We start from the raw sequence: 15817 nt of genomic DNA on the forward strand, positions 1-15817 counted from the left end.
TCCGCAGCCCTTTCCCTGAGCGCGCTGACCGGCGCCCCGGCTGCCACCGCTACCGCTGCGCCGGCAACCGCGACCAGCAGCGATGAACTACAGGTCAAGGAATACGCTCTTTCCGATACCTTCTCTTGCGACTACTACAACCTTCCGTGGTGCCGCTAAAGAGCGGACGCATCGCATACCCAGCACCAAAGAATTCCGCGCCGTGCCAGCAGTCGCAGCAACGATGACCGGTATGGAGGTCAACGCATCCGTACCCAGGGCGTCGAAAAACATCTTGAACAGCCCCGAGTAGGACGCTGCGAACACCGGGGTCGCGGCAATCAATCCATCAGCACTGCTGACAGTATCGAGGGCGGCGCGCAATTTTTCGTCGTAAAGCCCTGTGGACATCGCAGCGCCGAGGCTGACAGCGAGTTCGCGCAGCTCGACGTACCCAATATGGAGTCCCTCGCCGCGCTTGGAGACCTGCGCCTCGACAGCCTCCGCGATACGGTCAGCAAGGATGGGCGTGGTTGATGGGGCGGAAACACCAGCGCTTACGACGACGAGGTTTTTCACTGCTGATTCCTTTCAGCCGGGCGGACGAGAAGATGCGGGGAATCTGCACCCTCGGCAGCCAGCGAGGCATGCGTCGGCGGGTCGGAAGGCACGTGCGCCGGACGGCGGCACTCGAACTCTTCACGCAGGCCCGCACCGATTTCGGCATCGATTACAACGCTCCTATTAAGACTCGCGTCCTGCATCCTCATGCAGGACGCTTTTGCGCAATCAATGTGCAATTAATCTGCCCCCACTATGTGAAAAGCATGGTGCGGGAGCAAAAAAGTGGCATGCTTAGACAGGTGAGTTCCAGTAAAGACACTTCCCAGGGCACCGAAACCACCAACGAGACAACGCAGGACGCTCAGACTGCACAGGCCGCTCAGGCCGAGCAGTCCCGTGCCGCCAGAGTTGCCGCCCGCCGTGGAAACATCAGGGCACCTCGCCGCACTCCGCTGAAGACACTGGACCAATCCTCCAAGCTGCAGAACGTCCTCTATGACATTCGCGGTCCGGTGACTACTCTCGCCGAGCAGATGGAAGCCGACGGCCACCGCATCATGATGCTCAACACCGGCAATCCGGCAAAGTTCGGCTTTGATGCACCTGACACCATCGTGCAGGACATGGTCCGGGCCCTCCCCCACGCACAGGGCTACTCCGAGTCCAAGGGTATTTACTCCGCACGCCGTGCCGTCGTCACGCGCTATGAGATGGACCCGGGTTTTCCCCGTTTCGACGTCAACGACGTCTGGCTGGGCAATGGCGTCTCCGAGCTAATTTCCATTACCACGCAGGCGCTGCTCAACGAGGGCGATGAGGTCCTCATTCCAGCTCCGGATTACCCGCTCTGGACGGCAGCAACCACCCTCGCCGGCGGCAAGGCCGTCCACTACACGTGTGATGAGGAAAATAACTGGGCTCCGGATGTCGAAGACATTCGCTCGAAGGTGACGGATCGCACGAAGGCGATTGTCATCATCAACCCGAACAACCCGACCGGCGCGGTCTACACACGCCAGACACTCGAAGCCATCGTCGATATCGCTCGTGAGCACTCACTCCTGCTGCTTTCCGACGAAATCTACGACCGCATCCTCTACGACGATGCAGAGCACATTTCCACTGCCTCCTTGGCCCCGGATTTGCTCTGTATCACCTTCAACGGCCTGTCTAAGACCTACCGTGTGGCCGGCTACCGCGCGGGCTGGATGGTGCTGACTGGCCCGAAGCGCCACGCAGAGGGCTTTATCGAGGGCATCAACCTGCTGGCCAGCACCCGCCTGTGCCCGAATGTCCCTGCTCAACACGGCATTCAGGTGGCACTTGGCGGTTACCAGTCCATCGAGGACCTGATCTTGCCAGGCGGTCGCCTCCTGGAGCAGCGCAATGTCACCTACGAGGGACTGACCTCAATTCCGGGCGTGAGCTGCGTGAAGCCGATGGGAGCAATGTACGCATTCCCGAAGCTGGATCCGAACGTCTACGAAATTCACGATGACGAAAAGCTGATGCTCGACATTTTGCGTGAAGAGAAGATCCTGATGGTCGGCGGCTCTGGCTTCAACTACCCGACGCCGGATCACTTCCGAATTGTCACCCTGCCGTGGGCGCGCGACCTGAAGGAAGCCATCGAGCGCCTGGGCAACTTCCTGGCCAGCTACAAGCAGTAGCAGGGATTGGGCTGTTAACGGTGGGCAGGCGCTCAAAAAGTTCAGTGGATTCCGGGAATCAGCAGGCTTTTCGCGTTGCTGCGGGTTCTACCCCTCTCACATATCGATGCGCTATTCACTTATAGACACGCTGGAGCGCATCGATAAGTGAGTATTGCATCGAAAAGTGGGCACAGTGTTGATGACCACGGCTCGGCGCGCCGGAATGGCGGTACGCCTTCCGGTGCTGGTGCAGCGATTAGGTTATTAAGGGTGGGCAGGCATTCAAAAGATTCAATGAACTCTGACAACCAGCAACCTTTTCGCGTTGCTCCGGGTTCCGACATAGGGGCGCATCTCGACGTACTGAAAAACTCGAACAGCAGCTCCCCTACCGGCCGGTTCCGGGCTGTCAACGCCGCGAATCAACCCAACTCTGAAACCTCGGCTGCCCCAGCACGACATGCAGAACCTGTTGCACATTCAAAACCAGCACCGGCGCGGCAAACCGAACCTGCACAAGCCAAACCAAAACCGACAAAACCGCGGCACAACCCCACAAGAGCACGTCGCTTGCTGGCCACAGTTCTTACAGTTGCTGGCATTGCCACTTTCCTCGCGGTGATTGGGCTCTGGCCATCGGGTGAAGCTCCAAGTCCGGGGCCGGGATTCCTGCAGTCACAGACATCAGCTGCAGAGACGGTCAAGGGAACCGTCGTAAAGCACAGCGTCGGCGCGTGCAATTCGCCTGACAACGGACGCGTCTTCGATGACCAGCCGCGGCCAGGACTGACGGCTTCCCTCAACGACCCCGCGGCGCCGAAGTGCCAGCTCTCGGTCATTGAACTGACTTCGGGCCCAGACGAGGGCAAGAAGACTCTGCTGGAAGCATCCGGTCTGCCCGGCGAGATTGAGCTGGCCGAGGGCAACAAGGTCGTCCTGGCAATTCACCGTCCGAACGCGGCCGGTACCGGAGCTGTCGACAATGGTGCCGTGCCAGATTCGGGGTTGATGACAACGGCTCCCGGCGTTGTTCCCGCGCCTGCCCCTGAGGGCATAGAGGGTGAGCCTGCTCCTGATGCAGAGGCCCCGGCACCAGCTCCGGCCCCGGAGCAGGAACCAGCACCGGAATCCGGCGCAGAAGCTCCTGCTGCTCCTGCTCCACCCGCACCACCTGCCCCCGCACCACCTGCCCCCGCGGCTCCTGCCGCCGACGCTAACGTCGTCGACCTCGCACCTCATCAGGTTGTCGACACCGCTAGCATCGGGAACACCTACACCTTCCTGGACATGGATCGCACCACGACGATCTGGTTGTGGCTCGGCGCGGCAGTACTTCTCATCATCCTCGTCGGCATGACTCGCGGGGTCTTGAGCCTCATTGGTCTTGGCATCACGCTGGCCGCAGTGATGGGATTTCTGGTTCCGGCACTGCTACGCGGCGGCGATCCTGTGGCCTTGGCCATCACGGCGGGCGCGGCGATTCTCTTCCCAGTGCTCTTCCTCGTTCACGGCATCAACTGGAAGTCAGCTTCCGCACTGGCGGGAACACTCACCACGATGGTGCTGGCGGCGGGCCTGGCCAACCTCGCAATCTCCACGTCGCAGCTACGTGGTCTCGGCAACGAGAACAACCTACTTATTCAGCTTTACCTGCCTGACGTCTCCGTCACAGGTCTGCTTCTGGCGGGATTCATCATCGGCGCGTTGGGTGTGCTTAACGACGTCACCATCGCCCAGGCCTCTACCGTCCAGGAGCTCTACGAAGCAGCTCCGCGGTCGCGGCCTATGGAGGTCTTCCGCTCGGCAATGCGCGTTGGTCGCGACCACATCGCGTCGATGGTCTACACGCTGGTACTGGCGTATCTCGGCACCGCATTGCCGCTGTCGATTTTGTTAAGCGTCTCCGACCGGCCGCTGATGCAGTCGTTGACCTCCGATGTAGTGGCCACAGAGCTGCTGCGTTCCACCATCGGTGCGGTCGCTTTGGTACTCGCGGTGCCGATTACCACCCTCATCGCCGCCTATACCGTGGCCCCGGAGGGTATGAAGTTTCCGAAGCGCTCGAGGGCAGCTAGCATTTAGCCGCGGCCGAGGCAGGTGACATCCCAGCCTGCGGCACGCCACTGATCGGTTGGCAGGCAGTTGCGGCCGTCGAGCACCGCTGCGCGCTTGACCAGTTTCTTCGCAGCCACCGGGTCGATGTCGCGGAACTGCTGCCACTCGGTGGCAACTACAACCATCTCCGAGCCTTCCAGAGCTGCTTCGATGCTCGGTGCGTACTCCAAGGTCGGGAAATTCTTCTTGGCGTTCTCCATGGCCTGTGGGTCGTAAACGCTTACCGAAGCGCCTGCCAACGACAGCGAACCGGCAATCGACAGCGCCGGGGAGTCACGCACATCGTCAGAGTTCGGCTTGAAAGCCGCACCCAGCACGGTCACGGTATGACCGAGCAACGAGCCACCGAAGCTGCCGCGTACCAGGTCAACGGTCTTTTCACGGCGACGCATGTTGATTGCATCGACCTCGCGCAGGAAGGTCAGCGCCTGGTCAACGCCCAGCTCACCAGCGCGGGCCATGAATGCGCGGATATCCTTCGGCAGGCAACCGCCGCCGAAGCCCAGCCCCGCATTGAGGAAGCGGCGGCCAATTCGAGCGTCCATACCGATGGCGTCGGCAAGCGTGGTGATATCCGCACCTGTGACCTCACAGATTTCAGAGACCGCGTTGATGAAGGAAATCTTGGTGGCGAGGAATGCGTTCGCCGACACCTTCACCAGCTCTGCGGTGGCGGTGTCCGCGACGATAAACGGCGTCTCACGCTCAAAGATAGGGCCGAAGCACTCGCGCAGACTTTCCTCAGCGATCGATTCGACTTCCTGACCTGCACCATTGAGGATCATGCCCGGCTTCTGGGTGCCCAGCACCACACGGTCCGGCTCGAGAGTGTCCTTTACCGCGAAGCCCTCGCGCAGGAACTCCGGGTTCCAGGCAATCTCGAGGCTGGTATCCTTCAACTGCTCATCACCAGATGCGGCGCGCTCACCAATCATCTTCGCAGTCAGCGCCTGCAGACGCGGTGCAGTACCGACGGGCACAGTGGACTTACCAAACACTAAATGCTTGCCGACGACGCGCTTAGCCAATTCGGTAATAGCGGCGTCCACATAGCGAACGTCAGCGGCGTAAGAGCCCTTAACCTGCGGAGTTCCAACTCCTACGAAATGGACATTCGCAAATTCAACGGCCTCGTCATAGTTAGTGGTGAAACGTAGCCGCCCCGACTCAACGTGCTTCTTTAGCAGTTCGGGCAAGCCGGGTTCAAAGAAAGGAACTTGACCTGCGGACAATGCCTCAATCTTGGCGGGATCAACATCTACGCCGAGAACCTCGTGACCCAACTCCGCCATCGCCGCAGCATGAGTGGCACCAAGGTAGCCCGTACCAATAACCGTAATACGCATAAGGGCTATTATTTATCGAAAGATAAAAGGCCTTCAAGCCGATTTAACCCTTAAATGGTGTAAACTAAAGGCCCATATTTAAAGCTTTGACCTGCAGAAACTCTTTATTGAACACTTGTTTACGTTTCTTCACCGAGAATTCACTCGAGGCTATTCACAATTCATTTATGCCCCGAGTTCCCAATGCCTTATTCCTCATCGCGGAAGTTGAGGTATGCACGCGAAGGCGTCGGGCCTCGCTGCCCTTGATACTTCGAACCGAGCTTGCCAGAACCGTAAGGCACCTCTGCCGGCGAGGACATCTTGAACAGTGCCAGCTGACCGACCTTCATATTCGGCCACAATGCGATGGGCAAATTCGCCACATTGGATAGCTCCAGCGTGATGTGGCCTGAAAAGCCTGGGTCAATAAAGCCGGCGGTCGAGTGCGTTGCCAGGCCCAGACGCCCCAGCGAAGACTTACCTTCCAGGCGGCCTGCCAAGTTTGGCGGAATAGTGAAGTATTCCAAAGTCGATGCCAGGACGAACTCACCCGGGTGAAGAATGAAGGGCTGCCCTTCCGGAACCTCGTGCGGGGATGTCAGCTCTTCCTGCGGCAACTTCGGATCGATATGCGTGTACTGCGAGTTATTAAAAACTCGGAAAAACTTATCCAGACGCACGTCGATAGACGAAGGCTGAATCATCTTCGGGTCGAAAGGATCAATGCCGAGGTGGTCGGAGCCTTCGGCATCGATAGCGGCACGAATATCACGATCTGAGAGCAACACATAGACCAGCTTAACCGCTCTGTAATGCACAGCGTGTGTCGGTTGCAGGATAAACCCCACTAAATTCAGTGGAACGGCTGCCAACCAATTTTTTCGACGCGAATCGAGAGTGCTACATTGAAGTTACAGAGGGCGACTGATTGCCTGCATGTCACATCTACTGTGCCAATCTCGTGGCGTGCTTTTAATCATTCCGCCTACTGTGTGCCGATGTAGTTCAATGGTAGAACTCCTGCTTCCCAAGCAGGCGGCGCGGGTTCGATTCCCGTCATCGGCTCCACTATGACGTCGAAAATGATAAGTAGGCGTTTGCGTTAGCAGGCGTTGATTTGGTCGAGGCGGACGCTATGGTCGGCGACCTCGGTAACGAGTTCAGCGTCGTGGGTGATGACAATGACGACGGCACCAGTGTCAGCGAGTTTACGCATTACCCGGGAAATCGCGACAAGGTGCTTGTAGCCAACACCGGACGTGGGCTCGTCGAAGATGTAAACTTTCTTGTTCGCAGCAAGCGCTGTAGCAATAACCAGGCGTTGGCGTTGCCCGCCAGAGAGTGCTTGGGGATGATCAGCCTCGTGGTCGGCAAGGTCGAGTTCTTCAAGGATCGCGTGGGCATCGATGCGTTGCTTTTCGGCTTTGGTCGTGCCGAGCGTGACTTCGTCAATGACTGTGTCCGAGAACAACTGTCGGGTAGGGTCTTGCATCACAAGGTAGGAGTCACGGCTGGTGAATTTCTGTCCATTGAGTGTGATGGATGTATGCTTGGCCTTTTCAAGTCCGCAGACGATCCGTGCCAGTGTTGATTTGCCCGACCCGCACGGGCCCAACAGTGCAGTGATTTTCCCTTCCGGGAAGAGCACATGGTCGATGTTGAGGACTGTGTTTCCGTGGCGGTAGGCGAAGGTGAGGTTGTCAATCGTGAGCCCATCTCCTGCCGGTTGCGGTAGCTGCGGCATGGGCACGGGCACAAGGGATCGCAGTCCAAGCTGTTTGCGCTCCTCATCCGAGGTAGCGTAGAACTCTTCGCCGGTTGCGGTGAGGGCGATATTGCCTTTGTCGAAGCAGTAGACGCGGTCGACAATCCCGGCGAGGAAACTCAGCCGGTGTTCAGCGATGATGATGGTGTGCCCGTCTTTTTTGAGCCGGGCGATGAGCGTGGCGAGTTGGTCGATAACGTCAGCGGACAAGTTCGCGGTCGGCTCGTCAAAGACGATCAGCGACGTGTTGTTGCACATGGCGATGGCGCAGGCCACGCGTTGCATCTGCCCACCCGACAGTTGTGTGACGCGGGATTCCAACTGGTCGGCGATACCTAACTCGGCGGCAACCTCGTCAATGCGGGCACTAATCTCCTGCGGGTCGCGGCCGAGATTTTCTGGGCCGAAGGCGAGTTCTTGGCGCACGTGAGTGGTGTAGAACTGGGTGCGCGGGTTTTGAAACACTGTCGAACAGTGGTGGGCAAGCTCTGATAGATCTACTCGTGCCACGTCAATGTCGTCGACTGTGACGCTTCCGGTAAGGTCGCCGTCGTGGAAGTGCGGGATCAGCCCGTTAAACAGCCGTAGCGCGGTAGTTTTCCCTGACCCAGACGCGCCGCACAGCAAGGTGACGGTTCCAGGTGTGATGGTGATGGTTGCGTCTGTGATTGAGGGGTGGTCTGCTCCCCGATAGGTGAAGGTGACGCCGGTGGCTTGGGCTGTTGTCATAGGGTGATTCTCCATATCGCGAAGCCGATAACGATGAGCAGAATGACCGCGTCGACCACCCGGAATTTCACGACCGTGACTGAGGTAGGCTTTGCGGTTCCGCCCAGTCCGCGTACAAGGGCAGCAGATGCCAGTTCGTCCCCGCTTCGCACCACGGTCGATAGCAGCGGGATCGTGAAGTACTGGGCCGCGCGCAGGGAAAGCGCGGACATCCCGCGAAGCTTCATCGCATCTGAGATCGCTTTAACCTCGTGGCCGATCACGGGCAGCACCCGTAACGCGACTGAGATAGGGATCGTCAAACAAGTCGGGATTCGTGAGCTGGCTAGTGCTTTTTGCAAGGTGGCAGGTCGGATTACACCGATCGCGTATGCGCCCATGCCTGCGCTGACGCTGAATCGCCACATCCACTGCAGAAACAGCACGAGGAATGCGCTGGCTGTTGATTTCCAGACCAGGGGTATCACATAAACGAGCCCACCGAGGACCGCAAACGTGGCCAGGTAGACGGCCACCCAGCTCGGGCGCACGAGCGTGTTGGGGTTGATCGAGGCGCTCGCCAGCATCACGGCAGCGAATCCGCCCAGAGCACACACGAACCACGGCGAGTAGGAACTGTAGATCGTGGTGGAGACGATGACGAGCGCTACGATAATCGTGCGCGGGTCGGGAAGTTTAGACAAGACCGGCCCGTTCAAAGTGTTTGCGCGCGACCCTGGTTCCCAACAGACCAGCAAGCCAGCCAACGATGAGCATCACGACGAAGAAGCCCAACAGAATCGGGATAGTGACAACCTGGGCCATCTTCGCGGCATACTCGGCGCCCATTTGTTCGGCGATCTGCGACATATATGCCTCTTGGTTCATAAATAGCGGCATCCACGGTGACACGTAGATCGGCAGAATAAACAGTGCGTATGCCAGCGGAACGCGAACCTTCACGCTCTTCGGCCCCTTGGTGATGACTAGGTCGGCGAGCAGGCCGAATACAGCGGCGATCGCGATGCCGCCCACCCAGTGGCCGGTCACGAAGAAGAGGATTTCGATGAGGATCAGCATGATGGTCAATGCCCCCATCTTCGGAGTGCGTGCTGTGAACAGCGCAAAGACGATGCCGTTAACGAGGATAGAAAGCAAGAAGCCGGCATACATGGCGACGGGGATGAACCCGAGCATTCCGAATGCAAACACGATGACGAACATCAAGGCAGTGAAGACGCCGATGTTGATGAAGTCGCGCGTGTTGAGGCGCGAGGATGTGCGTGTGGACATAGTTTTTCCTTTTATGTGCTGATATGCGCTGTGTTTAGACGAGTTGCCATCCGCCTGCGTTGATGCGCTCTTGCCAGAAATCGCGGTATTGACCCGGCTGGTTGACCAGCTCGTCGTGAGGCCCGCGCTGGGCGATACGCCCACCGTGGGAGAGCACAATAATTTGGTCAGCTTGGCGAATGGTTTCCAGTTTGTGGGCGATCACGATCAGCGTGGAGTGCTTGCGTAGCTCGTTCATCGCCGCAACAATGTTGGCTTCATTTTCCGCGTCCAATGCGCTGGTGGCCTCATCGAACAGCACGATCGGGGCCTTCTTCACCAAGGCGCGAGCGATGGACACTCGTTGGCGTTCCCCACCTGACAGTGCACGCCCGCCAGCGCCCGCCAATGAATTCCAGCCATCTGGGAGGCGGTTGACGATTTCCGTCACGCCCGACAGGTCAGCGGCCCACCTGATTTCTTCATCGGTAGCTTCTGGGTTGCCAAGGCGAATGTTGGCCTCAAGCGTGTCATTGAATAAGTAGACGTCTTGGAAGACCAGGGATATCTGGCGCATCAAATCTTCGGTGGTCTGCTCACGCACATCAACCCCGCCAACGCGCACGCTGCCGGACTGCACATCCCAGAAACGTGCAACCAACCGGGCGATCGTCGTCTTCCCGCACCCAGATGGACCAACCAGGGCACACATGCCGCCTTGCGGGACATGGAAGGAAAAATCACGGAGAACCGGGGTGTCCGGATCGTAGCCGAAGGTCACATCATCGAAGCGAACATCACCAGGAGCGCTCACCGGTGTGGAGGTGACAGGTTCGGACAGTTCGGGAGCGTCCATGACCTTGTCGACGTGGTTCATCTGCTGGCGGCGTTCTTCCAGCCCAGATATATTTCCGCCAATGTCTTGGAGCATGGTGGTGAACCGCAGGCACATGCCGATTGTCACCAAGGCGTTCAGCGCATTCATCTGCCCGCCGAGGGTGAGTTGGGCGGTGAGCCAGATCATCACCACAATGAGCGCTTGGACGAACATCCCATTAATCAGGTTCGCTAGTGTTTCGAACCACAATGCTTTGCGGCCCTTGCGGTCAGCCTGGTCGAAAGCCTGATCAAGGGCCGGGTAGTCGTCGGCGACGTGACAGGAACGCAATGCACCTTGGCAGGTGGCGAATTCGACCATGCGAGCCGCCAACTCTGACTCGGCTGGTTCGGAAACCTTCTTGCCCTTATCGAGAAGCACACGGGAGATATGGAGGAAGGCAAGCATGATCGGGAACGCGATCGTCAAGGTCAGTCCCAGCCGCCAATCCCAGAACCAGGTTCCCACAGTGACTACGAGCACGGCTGAGAGTTTTTGGACGAGGGAGAAAATGAAATGTGCCGCCGACTCGCCCAAGTCCATCATTTCCTTGGTGACCATGCGCGACAGTCGGCCAGAGCTACCCGAATCGAACACTCCCAGTGGTAGGCGGGCTACTTTGTTACCTACTGCCTGGTGGACGTCGTGAATGAATCCAAGCGCGCCGATATAGCCGGTGCGCATGCCATAAAACTCCGTGCCCACGCCCAGCACCGCGAACACCGCCAAGGCGATGAGCCAGCCCCAAAACGACAGCCCCCACACCGGCATTCCGGTCGCCAAGGCGCTTGCTGCAGGGAGTAGCGCGAGCAGGGCAAAGCCGTGACACAGTCCTGAGACCGCACCCCACGCTTGACCGACCGAGAGGTCTCGCCACGAGGTGGGTTCCATCAAACGCTTAAAGCGTGGCAGCAATAGTTGATTCATCGTTTCATCTCCTCGCATGCACCTTGGGCAAGAAGTGCCTGATAGTGCGCATTACCCAACAGCTCGTCGTGTTTACCGACCACAGCAATGCCCCCGCGTTCCATGACGACAATTTGGTCTGCCCCTCTGATCGAGGCCAGTCGGTGGGCGATCACAATCACGGTTCTGCCTTTGGCAAGAGTCGAGAGAGCTTGTTGGATTTTCGATTCCGATTCCGGGTCCGCCATCGCCGTCGCCTCGTCCAGCACCAACACTGGGGCATCAACCATGAGCGCCCGGGCGATCGCGATACGGGCTGCCTGCCCGCCCGAAACGTGGGTGTCCTCCCCCAACACAGTGTCGTAACCATCGGGCAGGCTCATGATGAACTCGTCGATCTGCGCTGCTCTCGCTGCCTGCCGCACCTGCTCCAAGGTTGCGTCTCGCGCGCCCAGGGCAATGTTGTTGTGGATGGTGTCGCGAATAAGCTGTGCATCTTGCAGGACGAATGCGACCGTCGAATACAACACATCCTGGGAAATGCTCTTTAGATCAACCCCGCCGATGGTGATCGTGCCAGCGTCCGGGTCATCGAAGCGGGCAATTAAACTCGCCAACGTCGACTTCCCCGCACCCGACGGGCCAACCAGCGCGGTCACCGTGCCTGCCGGAATGCTCAGGCTCACCTCGTCTAATGCCTGGGTGTCGTCATAGGCATACGACACACCCCGAATCTCGATATCATGACCGTGTGGTGTCTGTGGCGCATCGGGCTGACTCAACACCGGTAGCTCCATGACATTCACCAGCCGTACTGCCGCTGAACCTGCGAGCTGATATGACCAGGCGATGGTTGCGACTGCCATCAACGCTCCCGGCAGCACCAAGGCGATCAACGTCGTCGTTATCACCTCGTAGATGCTCACCCAACCGGCGTTCATCATCAACGCGCCACCGCCAAGGTTCACGATCAACAGCACCGGGATCGACACCCACGAAAATGAGGCGACCGACATCGACACCAGCGGCATACACCACGCCCGGTAGAACTTAGAAAACTCGTTAGCTGCATCTAAATAGGCTTTATGTGCTTGGCCGACCTTGCCGAACGCTTTCACCACTGAGATACCGGCAACGAACTCGGCCATCGTTGCCGAAACCTGAGCGAGCTTGGTGTCCATTTCCGCGGTCTTCTCATTCATCCCTCGCATCGACATGCCATACATGCCCACATAAACCGGAATCGTTGCAATCGACAGCAGAGCGAGCCGCCAATCCACCACGAACGCATAGGCCAACAAGGCGAGCGGGGAGACGATTGCGTTCAGTTTCTCGATCGGCCCGTGTGCGATCACTGTGTGCACCGTGGCCGTATCATCCTGAATGGTCTTGCGGATCTTCCCTTCGCCCTCGCGGGTAAACCACGACAGCGGAGCAGTCGACATTCGGGCGGCAATTTGCCGACGCATCTGATTACGCAACGACAGGTCAATAAAATGCGTCACGCCCAACGCAACAAAATACAAAGTCAACCGCGCCATGTAAGCAGAAACAAGGAGCATCACGATCCAGTTCACCCGCGCCGGGTCCACCCGGTCTTGCATCAGCGCAGCTCCCAGCTCCACCAAAGCCACATAGGGTGCGATAGCCAACACCCCAGAGGCGAACGTTAAGGCCTGCGCGATAAACAGTTTGCCTTTCACCGGCTGCGATAGCTGACGGATCGCGTTCTGGCCAGCGACTGATTTTTCCTTCGCCGACCCATACTCGCCTTCAACAACCTGATCCGTTGCACTTTCGTTCACGTAAGCACCATCCTTCTTAGGCATGCCTAACCTTACTATATTTCTGGGAGGTGTGTCTACTGTGCACGTCAACTGATACGAACATCACCCTTTCAGGGCAATCCTCACCTGTTCACCGGTGCGGAACACGAACCGGATCGCGTCCTCGGTGACAATGGCGTGGTCGATAAGTGCGCTCCATTGTGCGGGGTGAAACTCGCTCACAGGTTCCCCTGTCAGATCATTCAGGGTTGTGGTGATGGCGGCGTGCTTGGCGGTGTTCGCTGCGATATCTTTTTCCAGGCTTGTTCTACGTGCGAGCGTCTTACGGTAGGTAGTATCGAGTTCGGCGTACGCGGATTGGCAGGCGTCCTGGTCGAGCGCACACCGCTGGTTTTCCGCAATCAGCGCTTCGATCTGCTCGTCTTTCACCGTCGCGCTGCTGCAGGGATGTTCGTCTGTGTATTTATGGTTGCATTGCCAAACTGCGTCTTTGCATTTCGTGTTCGACGCCCACGTTTTACGCCCATACCACGCCCCACACCGAGCACATTCCAGCCGGGTGGAGAACAACCCGACTTTCGCTGACTATATGTTGCCATGCCTGGTGGCGAGTTCGTATTGCATCTGATCCCAGATACGCGGTTCGGTAATCGGCTCATGATTACCTGATACATAGTATTGGGGTACTTCGCCTTCGTTGACCTTCATCTTCTTAGTAAGGAAATCGGTGGTGAACGTCTTTTGCAGCAGGGCGTCGTCCTTGTATTTTTCGTTGGACAGGATGGAGCACACTGTCGAGGTTGACCACACTTCTTTCCCGCGCGGGGTGAGAATCTTGCGGGCAGCGAGCTCGGTTTTAATCTCACTGATCGCTATCCCATCAAGGAACAGCTGGTAGATCAACCGCACGGTCGGAGCCTGCGTCTCGTCGATGACGAGGCTTCCACCCTCGCCTTTCTTATATCCGAGTAGCACCAATTACCCATAATCCCCACGCCGACTCCCGTTTCGGAGGAGTTGGCGTGGGGCTTTTACGTGGTCGCGGTTTACGAGGATGGCGACGGCGCAGTGTATCTCAGCCACCGCAACACTGCTTTAACACGACGGTTGCTATCCTCCGGCTGGAAGCCGAGCTTTAAAAACACATTCGCCACATGCTTACTCACTGCACCAGCGGTTAGCACCAGGCGTTTTTCCATTTCCTTATTACTGAGCCCCTGCGCCATCAGGTCGAGCACTTCGCGCTCGCGCGGGGTCAGCGCGGCGATGCCGTCCTGCTTTGCGGTCAGCAGCGTTGCGACCACTTCAGGGTCAACCACGGTACCGCCGCCGCGGACCTCTTCCAGCGCCGCAACGAAGTGCTCGACATCTGAGACGCGTTCCTTAAGCAGGTACCCAAAGCCACCATGCTGCAGCAGGCGATCCAGATAACTGGCCGCTACGTATTGACTGAGCACCACAACCGGCTGGTCGGGGTTGTCCTGGCGCAGTGTGGAGACCGCGAGCAGTCCGTCGTCACGCATGTTCGGCGGCATTCGGACATCGGTGACGATGACATCGAACACCTGCCCTTCGGCGGTGGCGAGCAGCTGATCCGCATCGCCGACGGCGACGACCTCGTGCCCCAGTGCCCGCAGCAGGCCGGTCAGCCCCTCGCGCAGGAGTACGGAGTCCTCTGCCAACAGTACTTTCATCGCATCCTTCCTTGGCGAATCGGCAGTTCCAGCAGCAATTGGGCTCCACCGTCGGCGTTGGTGAGTTCCACGGTTCCACCGAGCGCTGCCGCCCGTTCGCGCAGGCCCGCAATGCCGGTTCCCGTGCCATGCTTTACGACGTCTACAGCGTCCGCACTCGATGATTTTTCCAGGCCTTCGCCATTGTCGCGCACAGTGACCGTAAGCGTACCCGGATGAGACACGAGCGCCCTCTTCGGAGTCTGAACCGCGAGAGTGATATCTGCTCGATCGGCATGGCCATGCTTGGTGGCGTTGGTCAGCCCCTCCGCTGCGCTGTGGTAAGCAAGCAACGCTGTGGTTTCGTCAATCGGGCCGAAGTCGGAGACCCCGTCCTCACGAACAGAAACCTCCATGCCAGAGTGCGCTGCCAATTCCTCTACTGCTGCGACTAGGCCATTTTCGAAAAGCACTGGCGGGGCAATGCCAAGCACCACGGAGCGCAGCTGTGCAAGAGCCTGCGTTGCATTGCGGTCGGCGGCGGAGAGTGCCTCGGCTACTTCTTCTTCAGTCTTACCCATGCGAGCAGCGGCAATGTTGAGTTTCAAGGCGGTCAGGTGTTGCTGCGGACCGTCGTGAAGCTCGCGCTCAATGCGACGGCGCTCGCCTGAGAAGGAGTCGATGAGCACATCGCGGGACTGGCTGACTTCCTCGCTGGATGGTGCGAGGATGACGCGGGAGAGCCAAATGGACAGCAGGCCGGCACCGAGGTTGATGGCGATGGTCAGCACCAAAAAGACGATGGCGAAAACCCAGGCAACACCGATTTTCTGTGTGGGGTCAGTCAGAGTCCAGCTGAAAAACTGCACTTCATCAACCAGGAATGGTGCAGCGAAGAGCACTCCGACAGTGAACCCGCCGCCGACCCACGCTGTGAAGGTGACAAAGCCAATGGCCAACTGGACGAGCAGGTTGACGAAGTTGCGGATGTCGAACCAGCGATTGGTCACGCGGTTGGCGATTGGGGTGCCGGACCACGATGCTGCCCAGCGGGAGAGCCAATCGGCACCTCGGCCGATGAGCGGAATCCAGGGCAGAAGAAAAGCGGAGACGATCAATCCCGGAATGAACAGGAGTCCGAGAATAAAACTCCAGGCCAGTGCGATTAAATTCTTTTTCTTTGTCATAGTT

At 58.4% G+C, this 15817-nt stretch carries 14 protein-coding genes, 1 tRNA gene and 1 pseudogene; 3 read left to right on the forward strand and 13 right to left on the reverse strand.

The features are described from left to right. Window positions 1–87: 87 nt before the first annotated feature. Together HMPREF2708_RS06145 and HMPREF2708_RS06150 are read right to left on the reverse strand one after the other, a co-directional pair. Complete coding sequence (locus tag HMPREF2708_RS06145) at window positions 88–558, reverse strand: NAD(P)H-dependent oxidoreductase (protein ID WP_070833508.1); 471 nt, start codon at window positions 556–558, stop codon at window positions 88–90. Then, a pseudogene (locus tag HMPREF2708_RS06150) lies at window positions 555–686 on the reverse strand (5,10-methylene tetrahydromethanopterin reductase); the annotation flags it as partial. The gene HMPREF2708_RS06145 and the pseudogene HMPREF2708_RS06150, both read right to left, overlap by 4 nt. 144 nt (window positions 687–830) lie before the next feature. On the opposite strand from HMPREF2708_RS06150, the gene HMPREF2708_RS06155 reads away from it, so the two are divergent. Both HMPREF2708_RS06155 and HMPREF2708_RS06160 read left to right on the forward strand, forming a co-directional pair. Further along, a complete protein-coding gene (locus HMPREF2708_RS06155) occupies window positions 831–2213 on the forward strand; it encodes a pyridoxal phosphate-dependent aminotransferase (protein WP_305764133.1) in 1383 nt (460 codons plus the stop codon). Window positions 2214–2765: 552 nt separating this feature from the next. Continuing rightward, window positions 2766–4277, forward strand: coding sequence for a YibE/F family protein (locus HMPREF2708_RS06160; protein ID WP_070833510.1), 1512 nt, complete (start codon window positions 2766–2768; stop codon window positions 4275–4277). Here HMPREF2708_RS06160 and HMPREF2708_RS06165 read toward each other — a convergent pair. Both HMPREF2708_RS06165 and dcd read right to left on the reverse strand, forming a co-directional pair. Then, a complete protein-coding gene (locus HMPREF2708_RS06165; RefSeq protein WP_070833511.1) occupies window positions 4274–5656 on the reverse strand; it encodes a UDP-glucose dehydrogenase family protein in 1383 nt (460 codons plus the stop codon). The two genes, HMPREF2708_RS06160 and HMPREF2708_RS06165, sit on opposite strands and share 4 nt — an antisense overlap. 188 nt (window positions 5657–5844) lie before the next feature. Continuing rightward, on the reverse strand, window positions 5845–6426 hold the full coding sequence (gene dcd, locus HMPREF2708_RS06170) for a dCTP deaminase (RefSeq protein ID WP_042388964.1): 582 nt from the start codon (window positions 6424–6426) through the stop codon (window positions 5845–5847). A gap of 206 nt (window positions 6427–6632) precedes the next feature. On the opposite strand from dcd, the gene HMPREF2708_RS06175 reads away from it, so the two are divergent. Next, window positions 6633–6706, forward strand: a tRNA-Gly gene (locus HMPREF2708_RS06175). Window positions 6707–6740: 34 nt separating this feature from the next. Here the strand turns inward: HMPREF2708_RS06175 and HMPREF2708_RS06180 are convergent. The 9 genes from HMPREF2708_RS06180 to HMPREF2708_RS06220 all read right to left on the reverse strand — a co-directional run bounded on the left by HMPREF2708_RS06180 (window position 6741) and on the right by HMPREF2708_RS06220 (window position 15813). Further along, entirely contained in the window at window positions 6741–8132 is a 1392-nt protein-coding gene (locus HMPREF2708_RS06180) for an ABC transporter ATP-binding protein (RefSeq protein WP_070833512.1), read from the reverse strand. After that, complete coding sequence (locus tag HMPREF2708_RS06185) at window positions 8129–8815, reverse strand: energy-coupling factor transporter transmembrane component T family protein (protein ID WP_070429406.1); 687 nt, start codon at window positions 8813–8815, stop codon at window positions 8129–8131. Before HMPREF2708_RS06185 ends, HMPREF2708_RS06180 begins: the two co-directional genes overlap by 4 nt. Beyond that, window positions 8808–9404: an MptD family putative ECF transporter S component gene (locus HMPREF2708_RS06190; RefSeq protein WP_016421585.1), complete on the reverse strand. Its 597-nt coding sequence runs from the start codon at window positions 9402–9404 to the stop codon at window positions 8808–8810. The genes HMPREF2708_RS06185 and HMPREF2708_RS06190 overlap by 8 nt, the downstream gene beginning before the upstream one ends. Before the next feature lie 34 nt (window positions 9405–9438). Next, window positions 9439–11187 carry an ABC transporter ATP-binding protein gene (locus HMPREF2708_RS06195; RefSeq protein ID WP_016421586.1) on the reverse strand — a complete coding sequence of 583 codons (1749 nt, stop codon included), beginning with the start codon at window positions 11185–11187 and terminating at the stop codon, window positions 9439–9441. Continuing rightward, on the reverse strand, window positions 11184–12971 hold the full coding sequence (locus HMPREF2708_RS06200) for an ABC transporter ATP-binding protein (protein WP_070833601.1): 1788 nt from the start codon (window positions 12969–12971) through the stop codon (window positions 11184–11186). The genes HMPREF2708_RS06195 and HMPREF2708_RS06200 overlap by 4 nt, the downstream gene beginning before the upstream one ends. 84 nt (window positions 12972–13055) lie before the next feature. Continuing rightward, window positions 13056–13523 (reverse strand): recombinase zinc ribbon domain-containing protein, encoded by a 468-nt coding sequence (locus HMPREF2708_RS11265; RefSeq protein ID WP_224433374.1) that lies wholly within the window; start codon window positions 13521–13523, stop codon window positions 13056–13058. Between the two features lie 15 nt (window positions 13524–13538). Beyond that, window positions 13539–13928 (reverse strand): recombinase family protein, encoded by a 390-nt coding sequence (locus tag HMPREF2708_RS11275; RefSeq protein ID WP_070429408.1) that lies wholly within the window; start codon window positions 13926–13928, stop codon window positions 13539–13541. Window positions 13929–13999: 71 nt separating this feature from the next. Further along, window positions 14000–14647 carry a response regulator transcription factor gene (locus tag HMPREF2708_RS06215; RefSeq protein ID WP_070833513.1) on the reverse strand — a complete coding sequence of 216 codons (648 nt, stop codon included), beginning with the start codon at window positions 14645–14647 and terminating at the stop codon, window positions 14000–14002. Then, complete coding sequence (locus HMPREF2708_RS06220) at window positions 14644–15813, reverse strand: sensor histidine kinase (RefSeq protein ID WP_070833514.1); 1170 nt, start codon at window positions 15811–15813, stop codon at window positions 14644–14646. Before HMPREF2708_RS06220 ends, HMPREF2708_RS06215 begins: the two co-directional genes overlap by 4 nt. Window positions 15814–15817 lie beyond the last annotated feature (4 nt).

The sequence above is a fragment of the Corynebacterium sp. HMSC073H12 genome, from assembly GCF_001837775.1.
Classification (GTDB): Bacteria; Actinomycetota; Actinomycetes; order Mycobacteriales; family Mycobacteriaceae; genus Corynebacterium; species Corynebacterium amycolatum.

Coding starts and splice junctions, on each gene's coding strand:
- HMPREF2708_RS06155 (WP_305764133.1), top strand. CDS start 831: ATGCTTAGACAGGTGAGTTCCAGTAAAGACACTTCCCAGGGCACCGAA.
- HMPREF2708_RS06165 (WP_070833511.1), bottom strand. CDS start 5,656: ATGCGTATTACGGTTATTGGTACGGGCTACCTTGGTGCCACTCATGCT.
- HMPREF2708_RS06180 (WP_070833512.1), bottom strand. CDS start 8,132: ATGACAACAGCCCAAGCCACCGGCGTCACCTTCACCTATCGGGGAGCA.
- HMPREF2708_RS06190 (WP_016421585.1), bottom strand. CDS start 9,404: ATGTCCACACGCACATCCTCGCGCCTCAACACGCGCGACTTCATCAAC.
- HMPREF2708_RS06195 (WP_016421586.1), bottom strand. CDS start 11,187: ATGAATCAACTATTGCTGCCACGCTTTAAGCGTTTGATGGAACCCACC.
- HMPREF2708_RS06215 (WP_070833513.1), bottom strand. CDS start 14,647: ATGAAAGTACTGTTGGCAGAGGACTCCGTACTCCTGCGCGAGGGGCTG.
- HMPREF2708_RS06220 (WP_070833514.1), bottom strand. CDS start 15,813: ATGACAAAGAAAAAGAATTTAATCGCACTGGCCTGGAGTTTTATTCTC.